Origin of the sequence: Nonomuraea salmonea, assembly GCF_042428605.1 — a bacterium.
GTDB classification, from domain to species: Bacteria; Actinomycetota; Actinomycetes; order Streptosporangiales; family Streptosporangiaceae; genus Nonomuraea; species Nonomuraea salmonea.
In genome coordinates, this window is sequence record NZ_JBHMCF010000011.1 from 792,627 (window position 1) to 819,486 (window position 26,860).

Annotated in this window: 21 protein-coding genes; 13 read left to right on the plus strand and 8 right to left on the minus strand. The window is 72.1% G+C overall.

Translation table 11 applies throughout. The features are described 5' to 3' along the window. Positions 1–132: 132 nt before the first annotated feature. Positions 133–903, plus strand: coding sequence for a GntR family transcriptional regulator (locus ACFFR3_RS14070; protein ID WP_345401621.1), 771 nt, complete (start codon positions 133–135; stop codon positions 901–903). On the opposite strand, the gene ACFFR3_RS14075 is transcribed toward ACFFR3_RS14070, so the two are convergent. Continuing rightward, positions 881–3,250 (minus strand): GcvT family protein, encoded by a 2,370-nt coding sequence (locus tag ACFFR3_RS14075; protein ID WP_379483241.1) that lies wholly within the window; start codon positions 3,248–3,250, stop codon positions 881–883. The genes ACFFR3_RS14070 and ACFFR3_RS14075 overlap by 23 nt on opposite strands. A gap of 69 nt (positions 3,251–3,319) precedes the next feature. On the opposite strand from ACFFR3_RS14075, the gene ACFFR3_RS14080 reads away from it, so the two are divergent. Then, positions 3,320–4,225 (plus strand): choline kinase family protein, encoded by a 906-nt coding sequence (locus ACFFR3_RS14080; RefSeq protein WP_379483242.1) that lies wholly within the window; start codon positions 3,320–3,322, stop codon positions 4,223–4,225. Between the two features lie 16 nt (positions 4,226–4,241). Then, on the plus strand, positions 4,242–4,847 hold the full coding sequence (locus tag ACFFR3_RS14085; RefSeq protein ID WP_345401612.1) for a DUF4126 domain-containing protein: 606 nt from the start codon (positions 4,242–4,244) through the stop codon (positions 4,845–4,847). 78 nt (positions 4,848–4,925) lie between these two features. Here ACFFR3_RS14085 and ACFFR3_RS14090 read toward each other — a convergent pair whose 3' ends face one another. Together ACFFR3_RS14090 and ACFFR3_RS14095 are read right to left on the minus strand one after the other, a co-directional pair. Further along, positions 4,926–5,726, minus strand: a complete 801-nt coding sequence (locus tag ACFFR3_RS14090) for an alpha/beta fold hydrolase (protein WP_379483243.1) — start codon at positions 5,724–5,726, stop codon at positions 4,926–4,928. After that, on the minus strand, positions 5,727–6,482 hold the full coding sequence (locus tag ACFFR3_RS14095; RefSeq protein ID WP_364366250.1) for a glucose 1-dehydrogenase: 756 nt from the start codon (positions 6,480–6,482) through the stop codon (positions 5,727–5,729). It abuts the gene before it with no gap. A gap of 142 nt (positions 6,483–6,624) precedes the next feature. Here ACFFR3_RS14095 and ACFFR3_RS14100 point away from each other — a divergent pair, with 142 nt between their 5' ends. Beyond that, positions 6,625–7,230, plus strand: coding sequence for a hypothetical protein (locus ACFFR3_RS14100; protein ID WP_364366248.1), 606 nt, complete (start codon positions 6,625–6,627; stop codon positions 7,228–7,230). A gap of 177 nt (positions 7,231–7,407) precedes the next feature. On the opposite strand, the gene ACFFR3_RS14105 is transcribed toward ACFFR3_RS14100, so the two are convergent. Continuing rightward, a complete protein-coding gene (locus ACFFR3_RS14105) occupies positions 7,408–8,172 on the minus strand; it encodes an alpha/beta fold hydrolase (RefSeq protein WP_364366246.1) in 765 nt (254 codons plus the stop codon). Between the two features lie 59 nt (positions 8,173–8,231). Between ACFFR3_RS14105 and ACFFR3_RS14110 the strand changes: the two genes are divergently transcribed. Continuing rightward, positions 8,232–8,768, plus strand: a complete 537-nt coding sequence (locus ACFFR3_RS14110; RefSeq protein ID WP_379483244.1) for a PadR family transcriptional regulator — start codon at positions 8,232–8,234, stop codon at positions 8,766–8,768. A 377-nt stretch (positions 8,769–9,145) separates the two neighbouring features. Here the strand turns inward: ACFFR3_RS14110 and ACFFR3_RS14115 are convergent, their stop codons facing one another. Beyond that, positions 9,146–9,814 carry a PepSY domain-containing protein gene (locus tag ACFFR3_RS14115; protein WP_379483245.1) on the minus strand — a complete coding sequence of 223 codons (669 nt, stop codon included), beginning with the start codon at positions 9,812–9,814 and terminating at the stop codon, positions 9,146–9,148. A 410-nt stretch (positions 9,815–10,224) separates the two neighbouring features. Continuing rightward, positions 10,225–12,333 carry an excinuclease ABC subunit UvrB gene (gene uvrB, locus ACFFR3_RS14120; protein WP_345401594.1) on the minus strand — a complete coding sequence of 703 codons (2,109 nt, stop codon included), beginning with the start codon at positions 12,331–12,333 and terminating at the stop codon, positions 10,225–10,227. 232 nt (positions 12,334–12,565) lie between these two features. On the opposite strand from uvrB, the gene ACFFR3_RS14125 reads away from it, so the two are divergent. The 3 genes from ACFFR3_RS14125 to ACFFR3_RS14135 are packed head-to-tail and all read left to right on the plus strand — an operon-like array spanning position 12,566 to position 16,245. Beyond that, positions 12,566–14,221 carry an SPFH domain-containing protein gene (locus ACFFR3_RS14125; protein WP_364366240.1) on the plus strand — a complete coding sequence of 552 codons (1,656 nt, stop codon included), beginning with the start codon at positions 12,566–12,568 and terminating at the stop codon, positions 14,219–14,221. Beyond that, positions 14,221–15,462: an SPFH domain-containing protein gene (locus ACFFR3_RS14130; protein ID WP_364366238.1), complete on the plus strand. Its 1,242-nt coding sequence runs from the start codon at positions 14,221–14,223 to the stop codon at positions 15,460–15,462. The genes ACFFR3_RS14125 and ACFFR3_RS14130 overlap by 1 nt, the downstream gene beginning before the upstream one ends. Positions 15,463–15,471: 9 nt before the next feature. Beyond that, positions 15,472–16,245: a sporulation protein gene (locus ACFFR3_RS14135; protein ID WP_364366236.1), complete on the plus strand. Its 774-nt coding sequence runs from the start codon at positions 15,472–15,474 to the stop codon at positions 16,243–16,245. On the opposite strand, the gene ACFFR3_RS14140 is transcribed toward ACFFR3_RS14135, so the two are convergent. Further along, positions 16,242–17,039: a class I SAM-dependent methyltransferase gene (locus tag ACFFR3_RS14140; protein ID WP_379483246.1), complete on the minus strand. Its 798-nt coding sequence runs from the start codon at positions 17,037–17,039 to the stop codon at positions 16,242–16,244. The genes ACFFR3_RS14135 and ACFFR3_RS14140 overlap by 4 nt on opposite strands. A gap of 156 nt (positions 17,040–17,195) precedes the next feature. Here ACFFR3_RS14140 and ACFFR3_RS14145 point away from each other — a divergent pair, with 156 nt between their 5' ends. From ACFFR3_RS14145 to ACFFR3_RS14160, 4 genes are all read left to right on the plus strand, one after another. Further along, positions 17,196–18,233 carry a hypothetical protein gene (locus ACFFR3_RS14145; RefSeq protein ID WP_345401588.1) on the plus strand — a complete coding sequence of 346 codons (1,038 nt, stop codon included), beginning with the start codon at positions 17,196–17,198 and terminating at the stop codon, positions 18,231–18,233. Further along, positions 18,230–18,847, plus strand: a complete 618-nt coding sequence (locus ACFFR3_RS14150; protein WP_345401584.1) for a hypothetical protein — start codon at positions 18,230–18,232, stop codon at positions 18,845–18,847. Before ACFFR3_RS14145 ends, ACFFR3_RS14150 begins: the two co-directional genes overlap by 4 nt. A 13-nt stretch (positions 18,848–18,860) precedes the next feature. Then, the gene (locus tag ACFFR3_RS14155) at positions 18,861–19,661 is read left to right on the plus strand and encodes an inositol monophosphatase family protein (RefSeq protein ID WP_379483247.1); all 801 of its coding nucleotides are present in this window, start codon (positions 18,861–18,863) and stop codon (positions 19,659–19,661) included. Positions 19,662–19,767: 106 nt separating this feature from the next. Further along, positions 19,768–20,010 carry a hypothetical protein gene (locus ACFFR3_RS14160; protein WP_364908965.1) on the plus strand — a complete coding sequence of 81 codons (243 nt, stop codon included), beginning with the start codon at positions 19,768–19,770 and terminating at the stop codon, positions 20,008–20,010. Between the two features lie 27 nt (positions 20,011–20,037). Here ACFFR3_RS14160 and ACFFR3_RS14165 read toward each other — a convergent pair whose 3' ends face one another. Continuing rightward, a complete protein-coding gene (locus ACFFR3_RS14165; protein WP_379483248.1) occupies positions 20,038–21,210 on the minus strand; it encodes an ArsB/NhaD family transporter in 1,173 nt (390 codons plus the stop codon). Between the two features lie 57 nt (positions 21,211–21,267). Between ACFFR3_RS14165 and ACFFR3_RS14170 the strand changes: the two genes are divergently transcribed. Further along, positions 21,268–26,835, plus strand: coding sequence for a WD40 domain-containing protein (locus ACFFR3_RS14170; protein WP_379483249.1), 5,568 nt, complete (start codon positions 21,268–21,270; stop codon positions 26,833–26,835). Positions 26,836–26,860: the final 25 nt, after the last annotated feature.

Here is a 26,860-nt window from a genome sequence, read left to right on the forward strand (position 1 = left end):
GCGGCCTTGACGCGGGCTGACGCGGCGGGGTGGCCGCACGGCTGAGTGACGGCGGGGGCGAGCGCGGCTCCCCCGCCCTTTCCGCCCACCCCAAGGCGTTGCCAAGCCGGCGGCAAGAGGTACCCTGCGCCTGTGGTCGGGACCCCGCCTGAGCTGGAGCGCGGCACCGGCGTCCCCGCGCACGTGCAGATCGAGCGCTGGCTGCTCGACTCGATCGCCGGAGGCGAGCTGGCGCCGGGTGACCGGCTGCCCGGCGAGCGGGAGCTGGCCGGGCGGCTCGGCGTGAGCAGGATGACGCTCAGGCAGGCGCTCGCCACCCTCGAACGCGACGGCGTGCTGCTGCGCGTGCCCGGCAGGTCGGGCGGCGCGTTCGTGGCGGAGCCGCCGCCGGGACCGCGCATCGAGTGCGACCTGACGGGGCTGGCCGGGTTCACCGAGCAGATGCGCCGGGCCCACCTACGGGCCGAGGCGCGCATCCTGCGGGCCGCCACCGTGCCCGCGCCGGCCGCCGCCGCGGTGGCGCTCGGCGTCCCCGGGGGCGAGCCGGTGCACGAGGTGGCGCGGGTGCGCTCGGCGGGCCGCTCCCCCGTCGCGCTGGAGCGCTCCTACTTCCCCGCCCTGCCAGGACTGCTCGACCAGGACCTGACCGGCTCCCTGTACGACCTGCTCGCCGCCCGCTACGACCTGCGCCCTCGCACGGCGGTCGAACATCTCGACCCGGTGGTCGCCGAGCCGGGCGACGCGGCGGAGCTGGGCATCGAGGCGGGCGCGCCGCTCATGCTGATCGAGCGCACCGCCTACGCGGCGGGCGGCGTCCCCGTGGAGTACGCGCTCGACCTGTTCCGCCCCGACCGGGTGCGCATCTCCGTACGCAGCGGCGTCACGGCACCACCGGCCCCTTGACCACGGTGCCGGGCACCCACCGGCCCTCCACCTCGACCTCGACGGGCGCGCCCGGCGCGCTCTCGTCCGCCGGCAGGTAGGCGTAGGCGATGGAGGCGCGGGCGGTGTAGCCGTAGCCGCCGGAGGTGACGCGGGAGACGACGCGGCCGGCGAGGCGTACCGGCTCGTTGCCGAGGGCGACGGCGCGCGGGTCGTCCAGCGTCAGGCAGCGCAGCCGGCGCGCGGGACGGGGGTCGAGCGCGTCCTTGCCGAGGAAGTCCTTGTCGGGTTTGACGCAGAAGCCGAGGCCCGCCTCGTACGGTGTCGTCTCGGGCCCGAGGTCGGCGCCCCACACCCGGTAGCCCTTCTCCAGGCGCAGGCTGTCGATGGCCCGGTAGCCGCCGGCCACCAGCCCGTGCGGCCGTCCCGCCGCCCAGAGCGTCTGCCAGAGCGCGAGCCCGTACTCGCTGGAGCAGTACAGCTCCCAGCCGTGCTCCCCCACGAACGTCACCCGCAGCGCCAGCACCGGCACGTCCCCCACGGTGAGCTCGCGCGCCGTCATGAACGGGTGGTCGGCGGGCTCGGGCGTCAGCCCGGCGAGCACGTCGCGGGCGCGCGGCCCCCACAGCGCGAAGCAGGCGTACTGGCCGGTCACGTCGGCGATCCTGACGTCCGCGCTCGTGCGGGCGGCCTGCTTGCGCAGCCAGCCGAGGTCGTGGGCGCCGAACGCGGTGCCGGTGACGACGAGGAACTCCCGCTCGCCGCGCCGGGTGACGGTGAAGTCGCACTCGATGCCGCCGCGCCGGTTGAGCGCCTGCGTGTACGTGACGGCGCCGACGTCGCGGGCGACCCGGTTGTCGCACACCCATTCCAGCAGCTCGGCGGCGTCGGGCCCGGTCACCTCGATCTTGGCGAACGAGCTCTCGTCGAACAGCCCGGCCGCCGTACGCGTGGCGCGGTGCTCCGCCCCGATCGCCGGCGACCAGGACCGCCCTGCCCACCCGGCGGGCCGCTCGTCCTCGCCAGGCGTCTCGTTGGCGGTGTAGTGGTTGACCCGCTCCCAGCCGGACTTCTCGCCGAAGGCGGCGCCGTGCGCGGCGTGCCAGCCGTAGGCGGGCGAGACCCGCAGCGGCCGGCCCGCCGAGCGCTCGTGCCCGGGGTAGCGGATGTCGTAGTACGTCTCGTAGTTCTCGACCGCCCGCTTGAGCGTGTACGACGGCGAGCTGTAGTGGCGGCCGAAGCGGCGCACGTCCATGTGCCACAGGTCCATGCCGGGCTCGCCCTCGACGATCCACTCGGCCATGACCTTGCCGATGCCGCCCGCGCCCGCGATGCCGTGCGCGCAGAACCCGGCCGCCACGAAGAACCCGCCGACCTCGGTCTCCCCCAGGCAGAACTCGTTGTCGGGGGTGAACGCCTCTGGCCCGTTGATCAGCTTGCGGATGCCGACGTCGGCCATCGCGGGCACGCGGACGCGCGAGTTGTCGGAGATCTCCTCGAACCTGGGCCAGTCCTCGGGCAGCAGGCGGCCGTTGAAGTCGGCGGGGATCGCGTCGTACGCGTCCGGTCCCGCGGTCCAGGGGGCGCAGCGGCGCTCGTAGCCGCCCATGACCAGGCCGCGCACCTCCTGCCGGTAGTAGACGAGCAGGTCGGGGTCGCGCAGCGTGGGCAGGTTCGCGTGGTCGTGGAAGGCGTCGGTCACCACGTACTGGTGCGACATGGGCACGATCGGGACGCGCACCCCTGCCATGCGGCCGATCTCGGCGGCGAACATGCCGCCGCAGTTGACCACGATCTCGCAGGCGATGTCGCCCTGGTCCGTGCGCACGCCGGTGACCCGGCCGCCGGTCACCTCGATGCCGAGCACGCGGGTGCCGGTGCGCAGCTTCGCGCCGCCCGCGCGAGCGCGCTCGGCCAGGGCGTAGCAGAGCTGCGACGGATCGATCTGCCCGTCCGTCGGCAGGTACGCGGCCCCGACGACGCCCTCGGGGTCCATGAGCGGGAACAGCTCGACCGCCTCGGCCACCGAGATCTCCTCCAGCGGCAGCCCGAACGTGCGCGCCCAGCCGATCTGGCGGCGGATCTCCTCCATGCGCTCGGGCGTGGAGGCCAGCTTGATGCCGCCGCACTCGGTCCAGCCGGCGTCGAGCGTGCGGTAGAGCTCGACGGAGTACTGGTTCATCCTGGTCAGCGTGGGGTCGGCGCGCAGCTGGCCGACGAGCCCCGCCGAGTGGAAGGTGGAGCCGCTGGTCAGCGCGTCGCGTTCGAGCAGCACCACATCGCGCTCGCCGAGCTGGGTGAGGTGGTAGGCGACGGACGCGCCGCCCACCCCGCCGCCGATGATCACGATGCGGGCCGAGTCGCTCATGGTCGCGAGGCTAACCCGCGTACCTTTAAAAGGTCTAGACCGTTTAGGGCGGCGGAGCTAGCATCGAGCATGGCCGCGCCCGAGGTGCTCGATCGCATTCCCTTGCTGTCCGGCGTGCCGCGCTCCGTGGAGGAGCTGCCCGGCGGGCTCACCAACCACAACTACAAGGTCACCACCCCGCGTGGCGCGTACGTCGTGCGCGTGCAGGCCAGCGACGGCGCTCTGCTGGCCATCGACAGGGACGCCGAGCACGCCAACTCGCTCGCCGCGGCAGCGGCGGGGGTCGGGGCGCCGGTGCACGACTATCTGCCCGACCTGGGCGTCCTGGTGGTGGGGTACGTCCCCGCGCGCACGTTCACCGAGGCCGACCTGCACGACCCGGCCAACCTGCCCCGCGTGGCCGAGGCGTGCCGACGGCTGCACGCGGGCCCGCGGTTCGTCCGTGACTTCGACATGTTCGACGTGCAGCGGCGCTATCTGGCGATCGTCCGCGAGCGCGGCTTCCGGCTGCCGCCCCGCTATCTCGACTTCATGCCCGTCGTCGCCCGGATCAGGGCCTGCCTGGCGGTCAGGGACGAGGGCACCGTGCCGTGCAACAACGACCTGCTGCCCGGCAACATCCTCGACGACGGCGAACGCCTGTGGCTCATCGACTACGAATACTCCGGCAACAACGACGCCTGCTTCGAGCTGGGCAACGTCTGGAGCGAGTCCGACCTGCCGCCCGGCCACCTGGAGGAGCTGGTCACCGCCTACTACGGCCGCCGCCTGCGCCACAAGATCGCCCGCGCCCGGCTGCTCGGCCTGATGTCCAAGTACGGCTGGACGCTGTGGGCCTCCATCCAGGACGGCGCCAACGACACCATCGACTTCGACTTCTGGTCGTGGGGCATGGAGAAGTACGACCGGGCGCTGACCGAATTCACCGATCGCGCGCTCGGCGACCTCATGGACGAGGCAGCCAGGCCGGACTGAGGGGCAGACTAGGGGGATGCTCGCCGCTCTGACCGGTTTGGGCCTGTCCACGGCCGCCGGCCTCAACGCCTACATCCCCCTCCTGGTCGTGGGCGTGCTCGCCAACGTCACCGACGCCGTACGCCTGCCCGACGGCTACGCCTGGCTGTCGAACTGGGGCGTGCTCGCGATCATCGCCGTGCTCCTGGCCGCCGAACTCGTGCTGGACAAGGTGCCCGCGATCGACAGCGTCAACGACACCATCCAGACGGTGATCCGCCCGGCCTCCGGCGGCGTGGTCTTCTCCGCCACCGCGGCCGCCGCCGAGTTCGAGCGCTCCGCGTGGATGACCGAGAATCCGTGGGCGGGGTGGCTGATCGGCATCGTGGCGGCGCTGGCCGTCCACGCGGTCAAGTCCCTCGTGCGCCCGGTGGTCAACGCGGGCACGGCCGGGTTCGGCGCGCCGGTGCTGAGCACCGCCGAGGACGCCGGATCGATCGGGATGAGCCTGGTCGCGGTGTTCGCGCCCGTGCTGGTGATCGTCGCGCTGCTGGTGCTGGCCGTGCTCGCCTGGCTGCTGATCCGCCGGGTACGCCGGGTCCGCGCCCGCCGGCGAGAGGTTCGCCCGCCTCGACGGGTCTAGAGGCGGGTTCAGAGCCGGCCTCCAGATGGGGCCTCAGAGGCGGCCTTTGGGCGGTTTTTGGGCAGTTTTTGGGCGGCTTCATAAGCGGTGCAGCCAGCCCTCCACGGCGGTCACGAAGTCCTCGGGACGTTCCTCGTGCAGCCGGTGGCTCGCGCCCTCCCAGCACAGCACCGCCGACGCCGGGTCCTTGAGCAGCCCGCTCTCCCACTGCGCGCGCCCCTGATCGGCCCAGATCGACAGCACCGGGCACCGCCTGCGCGCCAGGTAGTCGTCGCTGGCCGGGCGCACCCCGATGGCGTCCCCGGTGACGAACATGGCCTCGAACGCCTCCGCCAGCACGTGCGGCGGCATGCCGTACAGGCGGCGCTTGTGCCAGCGCCTGATGAGGGCGGGGGTGGCGGCGTTGGTGCACCACTCGTCGATGCCCTCGGCGGCCTCGTGCGGCCGCTCGCCGCGCAGGCCCGCGATCATGCGGGGAAACCCGGCGGCGATCTCGGCGCTCATGCCGTAGCCGGGGTCGAGGGTGACGAGTGCCCGTACGCGCTCCGGATGCTCGACGGCCAGGATCGAGACCACCTGGCCGCCCATGGAGTGGCCGACGGCCACGACCTGCGGGATGCCGAGCCGGCCGAGCAGGGCGTCGAGGTCGGCGGCCATCGCGCGCGGCGTGTTGCCGGTCTCGGGGACCGACGAGTAGCCGTGGCCGCGCAGGTCCACCGCGATGACGCGGTGCCGTTCCGCGAGGGCGTCGATGTGCCAGGACCACTGGTGGGAGTCGGTGCCCCAGCCGTGCACGAGCAGCAGCGGCGGCGCGCTCATGGCGTCGCCGTCGTCGGTGTAGAAGAGCCTGACGTCGGGTCCGACCTGCGCGTACGGCACCTAGCCTCCGATCTTCGGCGCCAGCGCGACCTCGCCCGCCGTCCATCCGCCGTCCACGGCAAGCTCGGCGCCGGTGACGTACGAGGCGGCGTCGGACAGCAGGAACGCGATCGCCTCCGCGACCTCCTCCGGCTCGCCCCACCGCCCGGCCGGGGCCAGCGGGAACGTGCCCTCCCCCGACACCGCGCCCAGCGGCAGCGTCATGGGGGTGACGATCATCCCGGGATGGACGGAGTTGACGCGGATGCGGTCCTTGGCGAACTCCACCGCCGCGATCTTGGTGAGCCCGCGTACGCCCCACTTCGACGCCCCGTACCCGCCGGTGCCCGGCAGCGCGAACAGCCCCGCGACCGACGACAGGTTGACGATCGCGCCGCCGCCCGACGCCCGCATGGCGCCCAGCACCGCCTTGAGCCCGAGGAACGTGCCGGTCAGGTTGACCTGGATGACCCGCTCGAAGTCGGCCAGTGACTGCTGTTCGATGAGCTGGGCGGTGGCGATGCCGGCGTTGTTGACCAGGCCGTCGAGCCGCCCGTACGCGTCCACGGTCTCCTCCACCACGGCCGCCCAGGCGTCCTCACTCGTCACGTCGTGGGCGATGAACCTGGCGTCCAGCTCCCCGGCGGTGGCCGCGCCCTCCTCGGCGAGCACGTCGGTGAGCACGAGGCGGGCGCCTGCCGCCGCGCACCTCCGGGCGGTCGCCGCTCCCATGCCCCTCGCCCCGCCGGTGATGATGACGACCTTGCCGTCCAGCACGCCTGCCCCGCCCCTTCGTGAGGGTGATCCCTGCCGCCATGTCAGCACAGCGCCCGCTCCCGATCAAGGGCTTGCTCAGCACGCTCATCGCGCGGCGCGCCCGATCGGCACTATCCTTCAAAGCAGCAGCACCGAGCAGGAGGTGGCGGAGATCAGCGAGTTCCTAGTCGTCGTCCTTGTGGTCCTGGCGTTCCTCCTGCTTCTGGGCGGGCTGGGCATCTGGCTGCTGGTCAAGCTGGGCAAGAAGGCAGCGGTCAAGGCCAGGGAGGCCACCTCCCGCATCACCACCCACGTCAACGCCATGGGCGCCGGCGACGCCGCCGAGGTCGAGCGGCTCCGGCTCGACCTGCGCCGCGAGGTCGCGCTCACCCGGCAGGCCGTCGAGCAGGCCCAGCGTCAGGGCTGGGGGCTCGGTGAGCTGCCCCGGCTGCTCGCCGACCTCACCGCCCAGGCCGACGTGCACGACCAGCAGCTCGGCATGTACGCCCAGCAGCGCCGCCTGTCCCCCTACGTCGACCACGCCACCCTCGACCGGCTGCGCCAGCACCACGCCACGCTGACCGCCATGTGCGCCCGCCTGCGCGCCGACCTGCTGAGCGACCAGGTGCACCACACCGGCGCCGGCATCGCCGACCTCGGCCAGCGCACCGACCTCGAGATCGAGGCCCGCCGCCAGGCGCCCGACCCCCTCGACGAGATCGACGACCTCTACCGCCGCACGATGCAGGAACGCAAAGACCTCCCCTGACATGGCGGGGGCGGCCGCCGACCCGCTGAGTCCCGCCGGATCCCGCGCCCCACGCGGGGAGGACAAGCCGGATCCCGCGCCTCACGCGAGGAGGTCCCGCCGGATCCCGCGCCTCACGCGAGGAGGTCCCGCTGGAACTCGTGTCTCACGCGAGGAGGTCCCGCTGGAACTCGTGTCTCACGCGGGGAGGAGAGTCTTGAGGGTGCGCGCGAACGCCTCGGGATTGTCGAGCATGATGTTGTGCCCCGACTCCGGGATGCCCACCACCCGCACCCCGGCCGCCCGCAGCTCCTCGGCCCCGGCCGGCTCGTCACCCTCGGGGAACAGGAAGGCGCGCGGGATCGTCAGCCCGGCCAGCAGCTCCCGCATCGCCGGTGTGCTGCCCCGGGCCAGGCTGACCGCCGTACGGTGCAGGGCGCGCAGGTCGGCCAGGCGCATCGTGGACCACCAGTGCGGCCCCACCCGGTCGCGCACCTCCTTCCAGCCGCCCGACACGAACTCCTCCTCGCCGTAGGCGGCGATGCCGCTGGTGCCCGGGCGTACGGGCGTCGCCGGGTAGGGGTCGAGGTTGGCGTCCACCAGGACCAGGTCGGCCACCAGGCCGGGGTGGCGGGCGGCCAGCACGATGGCGACGGCCCCGCCCATGCTGTGCGCGATCATCGACGCGCCCTCCACGCCCGCCTTGTGCAACGCCTCCGCGAGGGCGTCGGCGTGGGCCTCCAGCGTGTACGAGAAGTCCTGCGGCCGGTCGCTGATGCCGAACCCGAGCAGGTCGATGAGGAGGGAACGGTGGCGCGGCAGCAGCGGGTGGGCCGCGACCTCCGCGTAGTAGGGGGCCGAGGTGGCGCCGAGGCCGTGAACGTAGACGCGGGCCGGCTCCGCGCCCGGCAGCTCGACCCAGCGGATGCGGGCGCCGCCCGGGTGGACGATGGCATCGTGCATGAAGGCTCTCCTCGTGTATCGGTCTCAATATATATCGATGCCGAGGTATGATCGGAAGCATGCTGGAGCTGGCCATCCTGGGTTTTCTCAGGGATCAGCCGTTGCACGGTTACGACCTGCGTACGCGGGTGGCCGCCCTGATGGGCCACGTACGCCCGGTCGCCGACGGCACCCTCTACCCCGCGATCAAACGCCTGGCCACGGCCGGCTGGCTGCATAGAAAGGACGAGCCAGGCGCCGCCGCAGCCCCCCGCCGCATGCTCTATCTGACCCAGGAAGGCCAGGAAGAGTTCGAACGCCGCCTCCGCGACCCGGCCGACCTCGATATCAGCGACGAAAACCGCTGGTTCACGCTCTTGGCCTTCCTCCGGCACCTGAACAACCCAAAGGACCAGGCGAACGTCCTCAGAAGACGCCTGGCCTTCCTGGAACAACCAACGAGCTTCTTCTACGACGGCCCCCGCCCGATGGCCGCCGAGGAGTTCCCCGACCCCTTCCGCCAGGGCCTCCTCACCATCGCCCACGCCACCACCCAAGCCGAACTGACCTGGCTCCACACCACCCTCGCCACTTTGGACTCCCTCACCAGGCCCTAGGCACGCCCCGCTACGAAGGAAGCGAGCGGAAGTGAGGTTGATCCCCAGGAAACCCGCCACACAAGGGACCCGCCACACAGGAGATCCGCGATAGCGAGACCGCCCCGGGCAGACCCACCACAAAGGAGGCCACCGGCACTGCAGTCGACCCTCAGGCAACCCGCCACGCGGGAGGAACCAGCGATAGCGAGCGACTCCGGGCGCAACCCGCCACAAAGGGGGCCGGCAGTAGCGAAGACGACCTTGAGGCGCCCCGCCACGCAGCGGACCAGCGGTGGAGGGGTCAGTCCTCTGGCTGCGGTCCTGCCGTGGGTAAGCGGGCGGCTGGGAGGTGACTTGCGGGGTGAGGGGTTGGGGGTTGGTTTCGGGGGCCGTGGTCAGGAGGTGGAGCCGCTCTTGCGGGTGACCTCACCCGTTGCGGCGTCGATGGCGACTTCCTGCTTGGTGCCGTTGGCTGTGATCACGTCGGACTCCCAGACGGTCTTGTCCTGCTCGTCGTCCAGGTTCAGCTCGGTGATGCGCCCCTCGGGGACCGCGGCGACGATCTTGTCGGCGGCCTGGGCGTAGTCGAGCTTGGCCGCGGTCAACCGCTCGCGGTGCTTGGCCTTGTCGTCGGCGTCGTCCTCCTCGGTGGTGGGGCCGTTGACGACCTTGCCGCCCTCGACGTCCAGCTGGTGCTCGGTGCCGTCCTCGCCGACGACCTGGACCTCCCAGCGGCGGCCGTTCTCCTCGCTCTCCATGGAGATGACCTTGGAGCCGGGCACCGCCGCGATCGCCGCCTGCCCGGCTTGCTTGAGACCTTCCAGGCTGGCCTGGGCGTCGCCCGGCGCGGGACTGCCGGTCCCCTCACCGGTCTCCGTGCCGGTCGGTGTGCCGGTCGGTGTGCCGGTCGGGCTGTCAGCCGGGCTGTCGGTGGGAACGGCGGTGGGCGTGCCTAGGGTCGGCGAGGAACGTACGGTCAGTCGTTCCGCCTCGCTCGTCACGGCGCCGCAGCCTCCTGCGAGCACCGTGGCACCGACCACGGCACCGATGATCGACTTGTTCATACCCTGAACGCTGCCCCCCAGAAGGTAAAGCATTCCCGCAGGTCACAGGCCACCCCACAGCCGCTCCCTCACCTCACGCGGGCCTACGTGAGCCGCAGACCGAAACGCGGGTCCGCGTGAGCGCAAGCCGACATGCGGGTCCCCGTGAACGCATGAGCGCAAGTCGAGATGCGGGTCGCCACGCCGGGGCCCGCCTCACGGCCTCCTTCGAGCGGGAACCGCCGCGCAGAGACTCCGCCACACGGAACTCCGCCTCACGGAAACACCGCCTCACGGAAACACCGCCTCACGGAAACACCGCCTCACGGGGACGCCGCTGCTTGCGGGCCGCCGCATCCCGGCGGGGTCGCTTCACGTGGTGCGGCTCGCGTGAGGCCGCCCCGTGCAGGGCCGCCTCACGCCTGGTTTTCCTACTGGACGCCTGCTTCGCGCATGTCGCGGAGTTCGCGCTTCAGTTCTTTGATCTCGTCGCGGAGGCGGGCGGCCACCTCGAACTGGAGGTCGGCGGCGGCCTGGTGCATCTGCTCGGTCAGCGACTCGATCAGGGATTCCATCTGGGCGCGTGGCATCTCGCCGGCGATCGCCTTGGCGTGCTGGCCGGCCTGGCGGGCGGCGAAGCCGGGGACCGGGGCCTTGCCTCTGGACTGCTGGCGGCCGCCGCCCATGAGCTGCTGGGTGTCGGCGTCTTCGCGCTGCAGCGAGTCGAGGATGTCGGCGATCTTTTTGCGCAGCGGCTGCGGGTCGATGCCGTTGGCCTCGTTGTAGGCGATCTGCTTGGCGCGGCGCCGGTTGGTCTCGTCGATGGCCCGCTCCATGGAGGGGGTGACCTTGTCGGCGTACATGTGGACCTGGCCCGACACGTTACGGGCGGCCCGGCCGATGGTCTGGATCAGCGACGTCTCCGAGCGCAGGAAGCCCTCCTTGTCGGCGTCGAGGATGGCCACCAGCGACACCTCGGGCAGGTCGAGGCCCTCACGCAGCAGGTTGATGCCGACCAGCACGTCGAACTCGCCGACGCGCAGCTCGCGCAGCAGCTCGATGCGGCGCAGCGTGTCGACCTCGCTGTGCAGGTAGCGGACCCGGATGCCGAGCTCGAGAAGGTAGTCGGTGAGGTCTTCCGCCATCTTCTTGGTCAGCGTGGTGACCAGCACGCGCTCGTCGCGCTCGGCCCGCTCGCGGATCTCGTGGACGAGGTCGTCGATCTGGCCCTTGGTGGGCTTGACCACGATCTCGGGGTCGACCAGGCCGGTCGGGCGGATGACCTGCTCGACCACCTCGCCCTTGACCCGCCCCAGCTCGTAGGGGCCGGGCGTGGCCGACAGGTAGACGGTCTGGCCGATGCGCTCCAGGAACTCCTCCCACTTCAGCGGCCGGTTGTCGAGCGCCGACGGCAGCCGGAACCCGTGGTCGACCAGCGTGCGCTTGCGGGAGGCGTCGCCTTCGTACATGGCGCCGATCTGCGGGACGGTCTGGTGGGACTCGTCGAGGACCAGCAGGAAGTCTTCGGGGAAGTAGTCGAGCAGCGTGTTGGGCGCGCTGCCCGGCTCGCGGCCGTCCATGTGGCGCGAGTAGTTCTCGATGCCGGAGCAGGTGCCGATCTGCCGCATCATCTCGATGTCGTACGTCGTGCGCATCCGCAGCCGCTGCGCCTCCAGCAGCTTGCCCTGCCGCTCGAGCTCGGACAGCCGCTCGGCCAGCTCGGCCTCGATGCCGGCCACGGCCGCCGCCATGCGCTGCTCGCCCGCGACGTAGTGGGAGGCGGGGAAGATGTAGAGCTCTTCGTCCTCGGTGATGACCTCGCCGGTGAGCGGATGCATGGTCGAGAGCTTCTCGATCTCGTCGCCGAACATCTCGATGCGCACGGCCAGCTCTTCGTACTTCGGGATGATCTCGATGGTGTCGCCGCGCACCCGGAACGTGCCGCGGGTGAAGGCCAGGTCGTTGCGGGTGTACTGCATGTCGACCAGGCGGCGCAGGAGCTGGTCGCGGTCGATGTCCATGCCGACGCGCAGGCGGGCCATGCGGTCGACGTATTCCTGCGGCGTGCCCAGGCCGTAGATGCACGACACCGACGCGACCACGATGGTGTCGCGGCGGGTGAGCAGCGAGTTGGTGGCCGAGTGGCGCAGCCGCTCGACCTCGTCGTTGATCGACGAGTCCTTCTCGATATAGGTGTCGCTCTGCGGGACGTACGCCTCAGGCTGGTAGTAGTCGTAGTAGGAGACGAAGTATTCGACCGCGTTGTTGGGCAGCATCTCGCGCAGCTCGTTGGCGAACTGCGCGGCGAGCGTCTTGTTGGGCTGCATGACCAGGGCGGGCCGCTGCAGCCGCTCGATCAGCCACGCGATGGTGGCGGTCTTGCCGGTGCCGGTGGCGCCCAGCAGCACGCTGTCCTTCTCCCCGGCCTTGACGCGGCGCTCCAGCTCGGCGATGGCCGTCGGCTGGTCGCCCGAAGGAGTCATCTCGGTGACGACCTCGAAGGGCGCCACCTTCCGCTGCAAATCAGTGACCGGTCGCATGTTGCCACTGTAGGCGGCCCCACCGACAGAAACGGTCAGGGCGGCCACTCCCCTGAACGGCGGGGCAGGGCATCGCCGCGAAGCCCCGGGGTGGCCGATGAACGCCGCCGGTGATCGCCGATCGTCGCGCTCCCGCTACAGCCAGCAATACCCATATGGCATCACATTGCAAGCGAACCGTAAGCAGTAGCCGATACGGTCGAATCCGCCTGTAGCGGAAAAGGAAGGTTTCATGTCACGACCCAGAGAGGCACTGATCCAGGCAGGACGGGGCGTAGCCCAGGCGGTGGCCCAAGGGGGTGACGTACGCCAGGCCGTCGGCCAGGCCGTGGGGCAGTACACCGGCCAGGCCGGGCCGGGTGGTCAGGGCGGCCAAGGCGGCCAGGGCGGTCAGGGCGGCCAGGGCTTCGCGCTGAACCCGCACGACTTCGCCGCGGCCCGCGACGGCGGCCCCTCGCTCGGGACCGTCATCGAAGCCAGGACGGCTTCGCTCAACGAGGCCGGCGAGATCGTCAACCGCAGCTTCACCGAGGACGGGATGCACGTCATCTCGCCGGTGGTGATCCCCAAGGGCAGCACCGCCAAGGTGATCGTGCCGCTGGGCATCCTCGTGCTGCTCGGCCTCATCGGCGCGCTCGGCAACATCGTCCCGAACGCCGACATGGTCTTCGGCCCCCACTACTGGGTGGTGCTGGTGCTGGCCGCCGCGTTCCTGTGGTGGCGGCGCAGCGTGGTGATGGTGCCCGAGGGCTGCAAGGCGCTCATCACGCAGTTCGGCAAGCTGGTGCACATCGCCGACCCCGGGCGGGTGACGCTGTTCAACCCGTGGAAGCGGGTCAGCTACATCGTCAACACCACGCGCGAGTACCCGTTCAACGCCCCGATCAGCGAGGCGCCCACCCAGCAGGGCGTCAAGGCGAGCGTGGACCTGTTCCTGCAGTTCAGGATCGAGAACCCGGCGGAGTTCATCTTCGTGCTCGGCTCGGTCAGCGGCTTCCAGTCCAAGCTGCAGAACGCCATCAGCGAGGTCACCCGCTCGCTCATCTACGCCCAGCGGGCCGAGGAGATCTACGACCTCGTCGGCGAGAGCACGCTCGGCATGCTGGAGAGCCTCAACCAGCAGTTCCTGCCCGCCGTACGGCTCACCGACGTGAACATCACGCACGCCGAGCCGTCCAGCCAGGAGTACCGCATGGACCTGGCCGCGCCCGAGATGGTGCGCGTCGCCAAGGAGGCCTACACCTACGAGTACGAGCTCCAGCTGCGCAAGGAGCAGAACGAGGGTGATCTGGTCAAGGAGCTGGCCGGGCTGCAGGAGACGCTGAGCGCCATCCAGGCGGAGATCGCCGGTTACCAGGCCCGCATGGACACCGCGCTCGAACGCGCCACCCACCAGGCGACCGCGCAGGCCAGGCAGCGCCTGGTCGAGGCGGAGTCCACGGCCAACGCCAACGCCGCGCTCCTGGAGGCGCAGGCGCTGGACATCAGGGCGCTGTCGGCCGCCGAGGCTCCCGAGATCCTCGACTACCGCTTCCAGCAGGACCTGCTGGCCAAGCTGGAGTCCGTCGCGACCCGGCTGCCGCAGGTGGTGCAGGTGGGCGAAGAGACCGACATCGACTTCCTGGTCCTCGCCCAGCAGCTCGTGGGCGGCAAGGACGCGGCGCTGTTCTCCGCCGAGGACATGGCCGCCATCCGGGGCAGGCTCGACGAGATCGCGGCCCGCGTACGCGACCGTGAGCGGGAGATCTCCGGCCTGCTGCAGAAGACCGCGGCCGGCGTGGAGGAGCCGCCGCACACGCCGGAGCCGGACACCGACCTCGAGAGCACCGTCGAGCGGCTGCTGCCGGGCGGTAAGCACCACGGAGAGCAGCCTGGGAGTGGCATCTGATGAGCAGGGAATTCTCGAAGATCAAGGAGTCGCTGGCCTCCTGGAGTGAGATCCGCCAGCTCCTGCGCGGCGGCGAGCAGGGCCAGCTCGTGCCGGTCGTCATCCCGAAGGACCGGCGCGGCTTCGCGTGGATGACGCTGGTGTTCCTGGCGATCTACTTCGCCGGCATGGCCGTGATGACCGACTTCACGCTCATCGCGGCGTTCGCGGCGCTGGTGTCCCTGCTGCTGGCGCTGCTCACGATGTGGCGCAAGGCCATCATCGAGATCGAGGAGGGCACCACCGGCGTGCGCAGCCGCTGGGGCGCCATCACCGGCACCCTCCCGCCCGGCCGCCACTACCTGTGGCTGCCGTGGGACCGGGTGGACGCCGTGGTGGACACCTCGACGGAGATCCCGTACTCGGCGCCGATCGTGGCCTGCCCCACGGCCGAGAACGTGCCGCTGAAGTCGATCGAGTTCTTCCTCAAGTTCAGGATCGTGGACCCGGTCGCGTTCGTCCGCACGATCGGGGCGGGCAACTTCGACCTCGTGCTGTCCAGCGCCGTCCAGGACGCCATCAGGCAGCGCAGCCGCCGCGTCAACACCGAGCGCGCGTACGACCTGCGCGGCTCCGACGTCGGCGACATGCAGGACGCGCTCAACCGCCAGCTCGGCCGTTACGGCGTGCGCATCACCGGCGCGAACATCCCCGACGTGCAGCTGCCCGACCAGTACCAGCAGCACCTGGCCACCCGCGAGAAGGTCGCCAAGGAGCTGTCGGCCTACGAGCGCGAGTGGGAGCTGACCCGCAAGCGCCGCATCGACACCCTGCTGATGGAGATCGAGCGCTCCAAGAAGACCCGTGACGCCCGCGTGGTCGAGGTCAAGGCCGCCTACAATACCGCGCGCAAGGACGTGGCGCGCATGCTGGAGGAGCAGGAGACCGAGGCGCAGCGCGTGACGTGGGAGATCGAGGCGCGCGGCAGGGCCGAGCTGACCGCCGCCGAGAACGAGGCCAAGGCGCTGCGGCGACTGGCCGAGTCGTACCGGGACAACCGGGCCGTGCTGCAGTACGAGCTGGCCCGCAGGCGCCTCGACGTCGGCGCCAAGCTCGCGGAGAACGCGCCGCAGCCGCTGGTCGTCAGGACCCAGCAGGGCCAGTCGGACTCCGCGCTCAGCACCCTCCTGCTCGCCCAGCTGCTCCCCCGCATCTCGGGGACGGGGGCGGGAAACGTGAACGGCCACTCACCTTCCGCTTAGGAGAACCCCATGGTGTTCCGCAAACTGATGGCCGCGTTCGGCGCGGGCGTCGAGGTCGACACGGTGCTGACCGACACGAGCGTCAAGCCGGGCGGGCCGCTGCGCGGCGTCGTCCACTTCCGTGGCGGCAACTCCGACTACAAGGTCGAGGGCATCCACATCGACCTGACCGCCGTGGTCGAGGTGGAGTCGGGCGACAACGAGTACAAGACGAGCTACAGCTTCCTGCGCCAGCAGGTGGCCGGGACGTTCCAGCTCGCGGCGGGCGCGCAGCACCAGCAGCCGTTCGAGATCGCGATGCCGTGGGAGACGCCGATCAGCGCGATCGCCGGGCATCCGCTGCACGGCATGAAGCTGGGCGTGCAGACGGAGCTGGCGCTCGCGGGCGCGCTCGACAAGGGCGACCTCGACCCGCTGTACGTCGGCCCGCTCCCGGCCCAGGACCACGTGCTCGGGGCACTCGACCGGCTGGGCTTCCAGTTCAAGAAGGCCGACCTGGAACGCGGCACGCTGTACGGCTCGACGATGCCGTTCTTCCAGGAGATCGAGTACTACGCGGGCGGGCAGTGGCGGCGCCACTTCAACGAGCTGGAGCTGACGTTCATCGCCGGGCCGCGGCAGATGGACGTCATCCTGGAGGCCGACAAGCGGGGCGGCTTCCTGACCTCCAGCCATGACGCGTACAACCGGTTCACCGTGCGCTACGACGAGCCGCCGCAGGCGGCGGACGCGGCCCTGCAGCGCGGGCTGGAGCAGATGGCCCGCCGCCGCGGCTGGTTCTAGGCGTTCTGAACCCGGGTCACGGCGAGCAGATGGCCGCTGACCCCCAGCAGTGACGGCTCGCACTCGATCTGCCGGGCGGCGTCGAGCAGCAGCTCGCGCCGCCCGTCGTCGTCCAGCCAGTCGTCCACGTCGCCGTAGAGCCCGAACGCGCCCTCCACGCCGTAGCGGCGCGGCTCGGGCAACCCGGCGGCGGTGAACTCGCCGGGGATGTCGCCGGGGTCGTGCAGATAGCCGCGGAACCCGCCCAAGGGGTTCGTGGAGATCATGACGCCCGTCTCCATCGCGGTGCGAGCGGCCGCGCGCCCCTCCTCCTGGAGGAGGAGCCCGAGGCGCACGCCTTCGTGGAGCGCGGCGTACCGGCTGATGAAGGCTCCGGCCACGATCCCGCCGGGCCGGACGGCGCGGCGGGCCTCGCGCAGCGCGCGCAGCCGGTCGGCGCGCTCGGGCAGGTGGTAGAGCGGGCCGAGCAGCAGCACCGCGTCGGCATCGCCGTCGGGGACCGGCAGGTCGCGAGCGTCGCCGAGGCGGGCGGTCACGCCGGGCAGCTCCGCCGCCTCGCTCACGTGCAGCGGCACCGGGTCGATCACCTCGACCTCGTAGCCCTCGGCGGCCAGCCATTCGGCGTGCACGCCGGTGCCGCCGCCCACGTCGAGCACGCGGGCCGGCGCCGGAGGCAGGGTGCGCAGCAGCACGTCGCGCGTGCGCCAGAACTCCAGCCGGCCGCGACCCTCGCGCAACCGCGTACGCTCACCGCCGCGCTCGTAGTAGGACATCAGAGCGGGATCCGTGATCATGTTCCCGGATCCTACGGGCGCTCTCGCGCCGGAGGCGAGGCGATATCCCCGTGCGGCCAGGGGTTTCCGTCTCCGCGTGACCTGGCAGCCACCAGGTGCGGTCGTTACCATGACGACGGGCACTGACTGATCGTCGGCACGGGCGGGGCGGGGCGCATGGGACGGTTGAAGGCGGCGTTGCGACGGACCGCCCCATGGGCGGCGCGCAACGCCGACGGCGCCATCGCGCTCGCGCTGGCCTTCGTGGTCGGCGTGCTCGGCATCATGCCGCCGGAGATCTTCGGCAGCGAGGGCGACAAGATCCAGACGCAGCTGGTGAACTCGTCGTCCCTGGTCATCATGGCGCTGGTGGCCACCGCGCTGCTGCGCGACCGCGCCCGCCAGGCCCCCGTCGAGCGGACGATCACCTCGGGCGCGCTGGCCGAGCTGCCGATCCGGCTGGCCCGCCTGGAGGAGATCGAGACGCTGGCCCACAGCACCCGCCACGCGCTCGACGCGCTGCAGCTCGTCCGCGTGCTGGGCAGCAGGCAGGAGATCGCCCAGTGCCACGCCGAGGCCAGGCGCGACACCGCGCGCTGGCTGTTCAAGGGCGGCACCGGCACCTACCTGCGGGCCGTGACGCTGCCGCAGTGCGTGGCCGCCGCCCGCAGGGACAAGCGCCACCTCACCGTACGCGTCGAGGTCATCGACCCGTCCGACCTCGAGGTGTGCGAGACGTACGCCCACTACCGCCGCTCGCTGTCCGACACGCCCGACGGCACCGGCGAGACGTGGACGACCGACCGGGTCAGGAAGGAGTCGTACGCGACCGTCCTGGCCGCCTTCTGGCACCGGCAGCGCTACGGCCTGCTCGACATCGGGGTCGGCCTGTCGTCCACGATGACCACGTTCCGCTGGGACCTGTCCTCCAGCCGCCTCATCATGACGGTCGAGGACCCCAACAAGGCCATGACGGCGCTCGCCGACACCTTCTACTACGAGAACTGCGACACCGAGCTGCGGCTGAGCTTCGAGCAGGCGCGGCGGGTGCCGCTGGAGATGTACAGGAAGGTGCCGCTGAGCGACGAGCCCACGATCGAGGAGGTGCAGGAGTTGTTCGAGCGTGTGGGGCTGCCCCTGCCCAAGTCCTACAACGGGCACGACGTCGTCGACATCGCCCGTAAGGCGCTGCGCGCCGTGGACCCGTACGCATGAGCCGCCGGCTCGTCCGCAGGGCGGTGGCCGAGGGGCGCGCCAGGTCGTGGGCCCTGGCGGAGCTGGCGCGGCCCGGCCTGACCGCGGTGCGCCACCCGCTCGGGTTCGTCTGCCTGCCGCTGGAGCGCGACGGCGGCGACGGCGTGTGCCTGCACGTGTGGTCGAAGGCGCTGGCCCACGCCGAGACCACCACCTCGCAGATCCACTGCCACAGCTGGGACCTGGAGAGCCACGTGCTCTACGGCCAGGTCCGCAACGTGCACGCGGTCGTCACCGACGCGGGCGCCGACGCCACCCACCGCGTCTACGAGGTGGTGAGCGGGGCCGACGGCGACCGCATCTCGCCCACCGGCCGCACCGTGCGGCACGCGACGGGGCTGGTGGAGGTCTTCGGGCCGGGCGAGACGTACACGCTGGCCGCCGACCGCTTCCACAGCAGCGTCGTGCCGGAGGACGGCGAGGCGGCCACCATCGCGCTCGGCAGAGGCCGGCCGGGTGGCCGCGACCTGTCGCTCGGCCCGCTCGGCGGCGGCGCGCACCACGTGGCCAGGCAGCCGCTCGACGCCGACGAGACGGCGCTGGCCGTCCGGCTGATCACCGCGCATCTCACCTGAGAGGGCAACGCCGATGGACCTGGATCACGCTCGCACGGTCGCCGTCGAAGCCGCCGAGGCCGCCGGGGCGCTGATCAGGGAGGGCACCAGGCGCGCGCTGCGCGTGCACGCCAAGGGCACGGCCGGCGACATGGTGACCGACCTCGACCTGGCCTCGGAGAAGCTGCTGCTGGAGCGGATCCTGACGGCCTTCCCCTCGCACGCGGTGATCGCCGAGGAGTCGGGGCTGAACGGCTCCGCGGGCGGCGAGTGGACGTGGCTGGTCGATCCGCTCGACGGCACCAACAACGTGGCGATCGGGCTGCCCGCGTACGTGGTGGGCGTGGCGCTGTGCCGGGCCGGGCTGCCGCAGCTCGGCGTGGTGCACGACCCGGTCTCTGGACAGACGTGGTCGGCCGTCAGGGGCGGGGGCGCGCTGGCCTCGTCAGGGGGGCGGCTGTCGGCCCCGTACGCGCCCAGCCCGCACGGCCCGCTGCTGGCCTGGATCCAGGGCTACGGCATCGCCAGGGACGACCCGACCGTGCTCAGGCTGAAGGCGGCGCTCGACCTCAACGCCCGCAGGGTGCTGCAGCTGTGGACGCCGCTGCTGTCGTGGGCGATGCTGGCCCGCGGCGACATCGACGGCATCGTGGGCTACCGCACCGGCGTGGTGGACCTGCCGGCGGGCGCGCTGCTCGCGCAGGAGGCGGGCATCGAGATCAGGGCGCTCGACGGCGGCCCGTACGACGAGTGCGTCAGGGGCGCCGCCGACGTGCGCAGCTACGTGGCGGCCCACCCGCGCGCCCTGCCGGGGCTGCTCGCGCTCCTCCAATGAGGAGAAGTGCGCGCACGCAGTGTGTCGTTCTGCGATGAGTTACGCCGCTCCGCGCGGTCTACTCAAGTGACGCCGGAACCCGGCGCACCGCGGAGAGGAGCCCGACATGATCACCACCACCGAGCTGGCGCAGGTGCTCTTCGTCACCCCCCTGCAGCCCTCCGACGAGCTGTCACCCTCCCAGATCCGCTCGGCCGTGGACGAGCGGCTGTGCGCGTGCGGCGGTGACCCGTCGTGGTGCGCCGCGTACGTGGCGCAGGAGGCCGGCGACCACCCCGAGACGTACGCCCCCCGCATGCGGTGGGCGCTGGCCGCGGTGGCCGGCGCCTACGAGCCCGTCGCCGCCTGAGTAAGCCGCGTGAGTCAGCCGCGTGAGTCAGCCGAACGTGACCAGCGCCCACACCGTCGCCGCCGTGCCCACGACGGCCAGGCCGGCGCCGATGAGCAGGAAGCGCCGCATGGGCACGGCCACGTCGTGGCGGCGGCACGACTCGAACCACAGCAGCGTCGCCAGCGACGCCCACGGCGTGATGACCGGCCCGACGTTGGTGCCGGCCAGCAGCGCCAGCAGGTGGTCCTGCTCGGCGGCCGGGATGACGGTCTCGACCGCCTTGTACGCCGGCAGGTTGTTGATCAGGTTGGACAGCCCGGCCCCGACGGCGGCGGTGCGGTAGGGGTCGCTCTCGGTGCCGATCAGCCAGGTCATCAGCGCCGACAGGCCGTGCCCGCTGAGCGTCGGCACCACCAGGAAGAGCCCGGTCACGAAGATCACGAGCTGCCACGGGATCAGGTGCCAGGTCAGGCGCTCGCGGGCGCGCAGCACGAAGGCGGCCACGACGACGACGGCCGCGGCGCAGGCGGCCACCGCGACGTGCGCGCCGACCAGCAGCAGCACGATGAACAGCAGGCAGCCGGCCGCGGCCGCCCCGAACAGCACCCGGTCGCCGACGGGCTCCAGCACCGGCGGGGTGTAGCGCAGGTCGCGGCGCTCGCCGCGGCGCCAGAAGAACACCCACAGGAACACCATCGTCACCGCGATCGCGGCGATCTGCGGAGCCCACATGCGGGCCGCGAACTCCTGCGTGCTGAGGCCGATCTTGCGCATGCCGAGCAGGTTGGTGAGGTTGGAGACCGGCAGCAGCAGGCTGGCGGTGTTGGCCAGCCAGATCGTGGTCATCGCCAGGGGCAGCGCGGCGATGCGGGCGCGGGGGGCGAGGGCGAGCATGACGGGGGTGAGCAGGACGGCCGTCGTGTCGAGGTTGAGGAAGATCGTGACGAAGGACGCGAAGGCCGTGCAGAGGAAGAAGAGCGCGACGTAGTTGCCGCGGCCCAGCACCGCCATCCGCGCCGCGATCGCGTCGAAGACCTGCGCCTCCTTGGTCAGCTCCGCCACCACGATGATCGCCACCAGGAAGATCAGCAGCGGGCCGATCTCGCTCAGGCTCTCGACGGCCGCGTGCCAGGGCAGCAGCCCGGTGGCCACGAAGACCAGCCCCAGGATCAGCAGGCCGATCCTGATCCAGTCGAGTACGCCAAGACGCCGCAACACCCGACGATGATCGCACACGGACTGCAAATCGCCGATGCCACAGGGGATACTGAGGAAATGGCACGTGACGGCAGGCCGACCGACATCTTCGTCAGCTACTCCCCCGCCGACACGGCCTGGGCGACCTGGATCGCCTGGGAGCTGGAGGCGGCGGGCTACAAGACCATGATCCAGGCGTGGGACTTCGTGCCGGGCACCAACTTCATCGACTTCATGGACCGCGGCGTCAGCGAGGCGCGGCTCGTCGTCGCCGTGCTCTCGCGCAACTACCTCGGCTCCCGCTACGGGCGCATGGAGTGGCAGGCCGCGCTGCGCGCCGACCCCGACAACCCGTCCAACAAGCTCGTCACCATCCGCCTGGAGGACGTGCCGCTCGAAGGGCTGCTGTCCACGATCACCTGGGTCGACCTGCTCGGCGTCACCGACCCTGGCCAGGCCAGGGCGCTGCTGCTCGGCCGGGTCGGAGAGGCGCTGGCCGGCCGCGCCAAGCCCGAGGCCGCGCCCGCCTTCCCCGACGGCACCAGCAGGCCGGTCCCCGTGCCGACGCTGCCGGCGCCCGCCGAGCGGCCGAGGGCCAGGCGCACGCCGGTCACCGCGCCCACGTTCCCGCCGTCCGCCGCGGGCGGGCGGGGGCGCGAGACGATCAGCGTGCTGCACATCGGCGGGCCCCGCTTCGGGCGGGGGCTGCCCGAGCCCGGCGACCCGTTCACGCCCGAGGACATGCAGGCCCGCATCTGGGCCGACCTGACCGCCATGTACGACCGCGGCATGCCACGCCCCGACCTCATGGTCGTCGCGGGCGACCTCACCGAGTCGGGCACGCTCGGCCAGTTCGGCCAGGCCACCAGGTTCGTCACCGACCTGCGGCTGCTGCTCGGGCTCGAGCCGCACCGGCTCGTCCTGCTGCCCGGCCCGCGCGACGTCACCAAGGCCGCCGCCAGCGCCTACTTCATGACCTGCGAGGCCGACGACGTCAGCCCGCAGCCTCCTTACTGGCCCAAGTGGCGGCATTTCGCCACCCTGTTCGGCGAGGTCTACCAGGGGCTCGACGACCGGGTGTTCGACGGCGGGCAGCCGTGGAGCCTGTTCGAGGTGCCCGACCTGCGCGTGGTCGTGGCCGGGCTCAACTCGACGATGGCGATGAGCCACCTGGAGCGCGACGCGTACGCGCTGATCGGGGAGGCGCAGGCGGCGTGGTTCGCCGAGCGGCTGCGGCCGTACGAGGAGCGCGGGTGGCTGCGGCTCGGCGCGATCGGTCACCCGCCGGCCGAGCTGCGCGACGCCGCCACGTACGAACGGCTGCTCGGCCGCCGGCTCAACCTGCTCTTCCACGGCGGCACCGGCACCGCGGCCGAGGGCCGGGTGGCCGCGCCGCGCGCCGGCCGGCACCAGGTGATCGAGATCGGCCCCGACGGGCTGCGCACGTGGCTGCCCGACGAGGGCACGCCCGAGCGGGTCAGGGCCAGGTGGCGGGCCGCGCAGACCACGTTCACCGGGCAGACGCCGCCCGCGCCGCCGCCCGCGCCCGAGCCGGAGCAGCGCGCGCCCAGCCCCGTCGAGCTGCTGCTCGACCGCATCGCCGAGGTGTGCGAGGCCCGCCACGAGCGGGCCAGGATCCGCAGGTTCGACGCCCACCTCGTGGTTACCCACCCCGAGGACGGGTTCGTCCGGCAGACCATGATCGGCGCGTACGCCGGCGAGCCCACCGTGGAGAGCGCCGACGGCTTCGTCCGCACCGCCCACGCCGCCGGGCTCGCGGCCGAGCTGGTCTACCAGGGTCCGCCCGCGCCGCGCGCGGTCCGCGACGAGCTGATGCGCAAGGGCGTGCGGCTGCGCAGCTTCACCGAGTTCCAGGGCCTGCTCGACCTCAGCGGCTACGTCACCGAGCAGACCGCGCGGCTCGCCTCCGACCGCCGCTACCCGCCCGGCCTGTACGTCCCCCAGCGCTACCGCGAGCTCGACCGCCCCGGCAGCGCCGTCAGGGCCGGGCTGACCGACGAGATGATGCGGCTGCTGTCGGCCGACCACGGCCGCTTCCTGCTGCTGCTCGGCGACTTCGGCCACGGCAAGACGTTCGCGCTGCGCGAGCTGGCCCGCCGCATCCCCGCCGAGCTGCCCCACCTGACGCCGATCCTCATCGAGCTGCGCGCGCTCGACAAGGCGCACTCGGTCGACGCGCTGGTGGCGGCGCACCTGGCGAGCCACGGCGAGGAGGTCATCGACCTCAAGGCGTTCCGCTACCTGCTCAGGCAGGGACGCATCGTGCTGCTGTTCGACGGGTTCGACGAGCTGGTGACCAGGCTGACCTACGACCGGGCGGCCGACCACCTGGCCACGCTGCTGTCGGCGGCCGAGGACAAGGCGAAGATCGTGGTGGCCAGCCGCACCCAGCACTTCAAGTCGCACAGCCAGGTGCTGACCTCGCTGGGCGAGATGGTGGGCGTGCTGCCGCAGCGGCGGGTGCTCGGCGTGGAGAACTTCGCGCCCGACCAGATCAGCTCCTACCTCGCCAACAGGTTCGGCGACGACGCCGAGGCCGGGGCACGCATGGCGCTGATGCGGGAGATGGAGGACCTGCTCGCGCTGGCCCAGAACCCGCGCATGCTGAGCTTCATCGCCGACCTCGACGCCGACCGCCTGCGTACGGTCGCCGAGGCCCGCCACACGATCAGCCCCGCCCTGCTGTACGAGGAGATCCTCACCTCCTGGCTGGCCTTCGAGGAGCGGCGGGCCAAGGTGCCGGGCTCGACCGGCGGGCTCAGCGTCGAGGAGCTGTGGCGGGCGGTGACCGCGCTGGCGGTGCGCCTGTGGGAGTCGGGCGACGCGCTGCTCGGCATGGACGAGCTGACCGAGATCGGCGAGACGCTGACCGACCTGGCCGACGGGCAGCTGTCGGCCGCGCACGCCGCGTTCCGCATGGGGTCGGGCAGCCTCCTCGTGCGCACGGAAGAGGGCATGTTCGGGTTCATCCACACCTCGGTGATGGAGTGGCTGATCGCCCGCCGCATCGCCGCCACCATGGACGATCCGGTCCTGCTGTCGCGCCGGCCGCTGTCGGCGCTGACCGTCGAGTTCCTGTGCGACCTCGCCGACGTCCGCGCGCTGCGCACCTGGGTGAACCACCCGCCGGCCGACGACGTCTCCCGCGCCAACGCCGTCAAGATCTCCGCCCGGCTGCGCACGCCCGCCCGCGCCGACCTGCGCGGCGCCAACCTCAAGGGCGAGGACTTGTCGGCCAGGGACCTGCGCGAGGTCGACCTGACCGGCGCCGACCTGTCCGAGGCGACGCTGGTCGGCACCAACCTGTCCAGGGCCGTGCTGAAGGACGCCCGCCTGACCGGCGCCAGGCTCGACGCCGCCCAGCTCACCGGGGCCGACCTGCGCGGCGCCGACCTGTCGGGGGCGCGGCTGGCGCAGGTGGACCTGAGCGACGCGGCCGTCGAGGGCGCCCGCTGGCACCGCGCCACGCTGATCGACGTCACCGGCACGCTGCCGCACCTGCCGGGCGCTGCCGTGGTGCCAGGACAGCCGGTCGAGGTGGAGTTCGCGCCCGCCGGCATCGGCGTCCCGTACGGCTACCACTTCCAGACCAGCCGCCTGCCCGAGCCGATCGCCTACAGCCCCGACGGCGCCACCCTCGCGGTCGGCAACGAGGACGGCGGCGTGCTGCTGTGCGTGGGCGGCGCGCCCGTGCGCACGCTGCAGGGGCACCGGGGCCGCGTCTACGCGGTGGCGTTCGCCGGCGAGCTGATGGCCACCGGCGCGAGCGACGGCGTCGTGCTGCTGTGGGACGCGCTGACCGGCGAGCCGCTGCGCCGCCTGGAGGGCCATCCCGACGGCGTCTGGCCGCTGCGGCTCAGCGCGTCGGGCGACCTGGTGGCGGCGGGCGGCGGCGACGGCGTCGTCCGCGTGTGGGAGAGCGCCACCGGCCGCCTCGTGCACGAGCTGACCGGGCACCGGGCGCCCGTCTACACCGCCTCCTTCGGCCGCTCCGCCCTCGTCACCGGCGACGCGGCCGGCACCGTCCGCGTGTGGGACCTCGGCTCCGGGCAGATGAAGGAGACGCTCGGCGAGCACCGCGGCAGCGTCTTCCGCACCGTGCACAGCCCCGACGGCCGGCTGCTGGCCACCGGCGACGAGGCGGGCACCGTACGCCTGTGGGACACCGCGACCTGGACCCGCCTGCACGAGCTGACCGGCCACACCGGCAGCGTCTACTCGCTGGCGTTCGCGCCCGACGGCTCGCTGCTGGCCAGCGGCGACACCGCCGGCGCCGTCCGCCTGTGGTCGCCGTCGGGCGAGGAGCGCGGCGTGCACACCACCCACGCGACCAGCGTCTACCAGGTCGCCTTCAGCCCCGGCGGGCAGATCCTGGCCAGCGGCGACGCCAACGGCGTCGTACGCCTGCAGCGGCTCGGCGACGGCAACAGGGTCGAGCTGACCGGGCACCGCAGCTCGGTGTGGCCGTTCGTGTTCAGCCCCGACGGCCAGGAGCTCGCCACCAGCAGCAACGACGGCACCGTACGCCTGTGGGACCCGCACAGCGGCCAGTGCCAGCGGGTGCTGCGCGGCCACGGCCGCCGCATCTCCTCGGTCGCCTTCAGCGCCGACGGCTCGCTGCTGGCCACCAGCGGCAACGACGGCACCGTACGCCTGTGGGAGCCCCGCACCGGCCGCCGGCTGCGCGAGTTCACCGGCCACAACGACCGGCTCATCTCGGCCTCCTTCTCCCCCGCCGGGCCGGTGCTGGCCACCGCGAGCAACGACGGCGGCGTGCACTTCTGGAACGCTTCGACCGGCGACTACGAGCGCGAGCTCAACGCCGAGACCGAGCACGTGTGGGCCGAGGCGTTCAGTCCCGCCGGCGACCTGCTGGCCACGGCCAACGACGACGACACCGTCCGCCTGTGGTACCGGCCGACCGGGCGGCTGGCGGGCAACCTGACCGAGCATCGCGGGCGGGTGCGCTCGATCGCGTTCAGTCCCGACGGCGACCACGTGGCCACCGGCTGCGACGACACGCTCGTCAGGGTCTGGCACCTGCCGACCGGCCGCCGGGTGGCCGTCCTGGAGGGGCACAGCGACCGGGTCTACTCCGTCTCCTACTCCCCCGACGGCCGCTTCCTGGTCAGCGCCGGCAACGACGGGCGCGCCCTGGTGTGGGAGCTGCCCCCCGGCCACGCGCCGCGCCTGGTGCACACGCTGCGGCACGAGGGGCGGCTGTGGAGCGCGGCGTTCGGGGCGGCGGGCTCGCTGCTGGCCACCGGCGGCGACGACACGCTCGTCCGCGTCTACGACGCCGCCGGCGGCGACCTGCGCCACACCCTGTCAGGCCACAACCGCCGCGTCTGGTCGGTCGCCTTCAGCCCGGCGCCCGGCTCCGAGCTGCTGGCCAGCGCGGGCGACGACGGCGTGGTGATCCTCTGGGAGGGCGGCGCGCGGCGGGCGACCCTGCTGGGGCTGCCCGAGGGGTGGGCGGCCCTGGCGCCCGACGGCCGCTACAAGCTGCAGGGCGATCCGGGCGGGCAGTTCTGGCACGTGGTCGGGATGTCGCGGTTCGAGCTGGGCGAGCTGGACGCGTACCTGCCGGGGGTGCGGCAGGTGCCGCTCGACGCGCCCTTCTAGAACACCTCGATGCGGTCCATGCCGA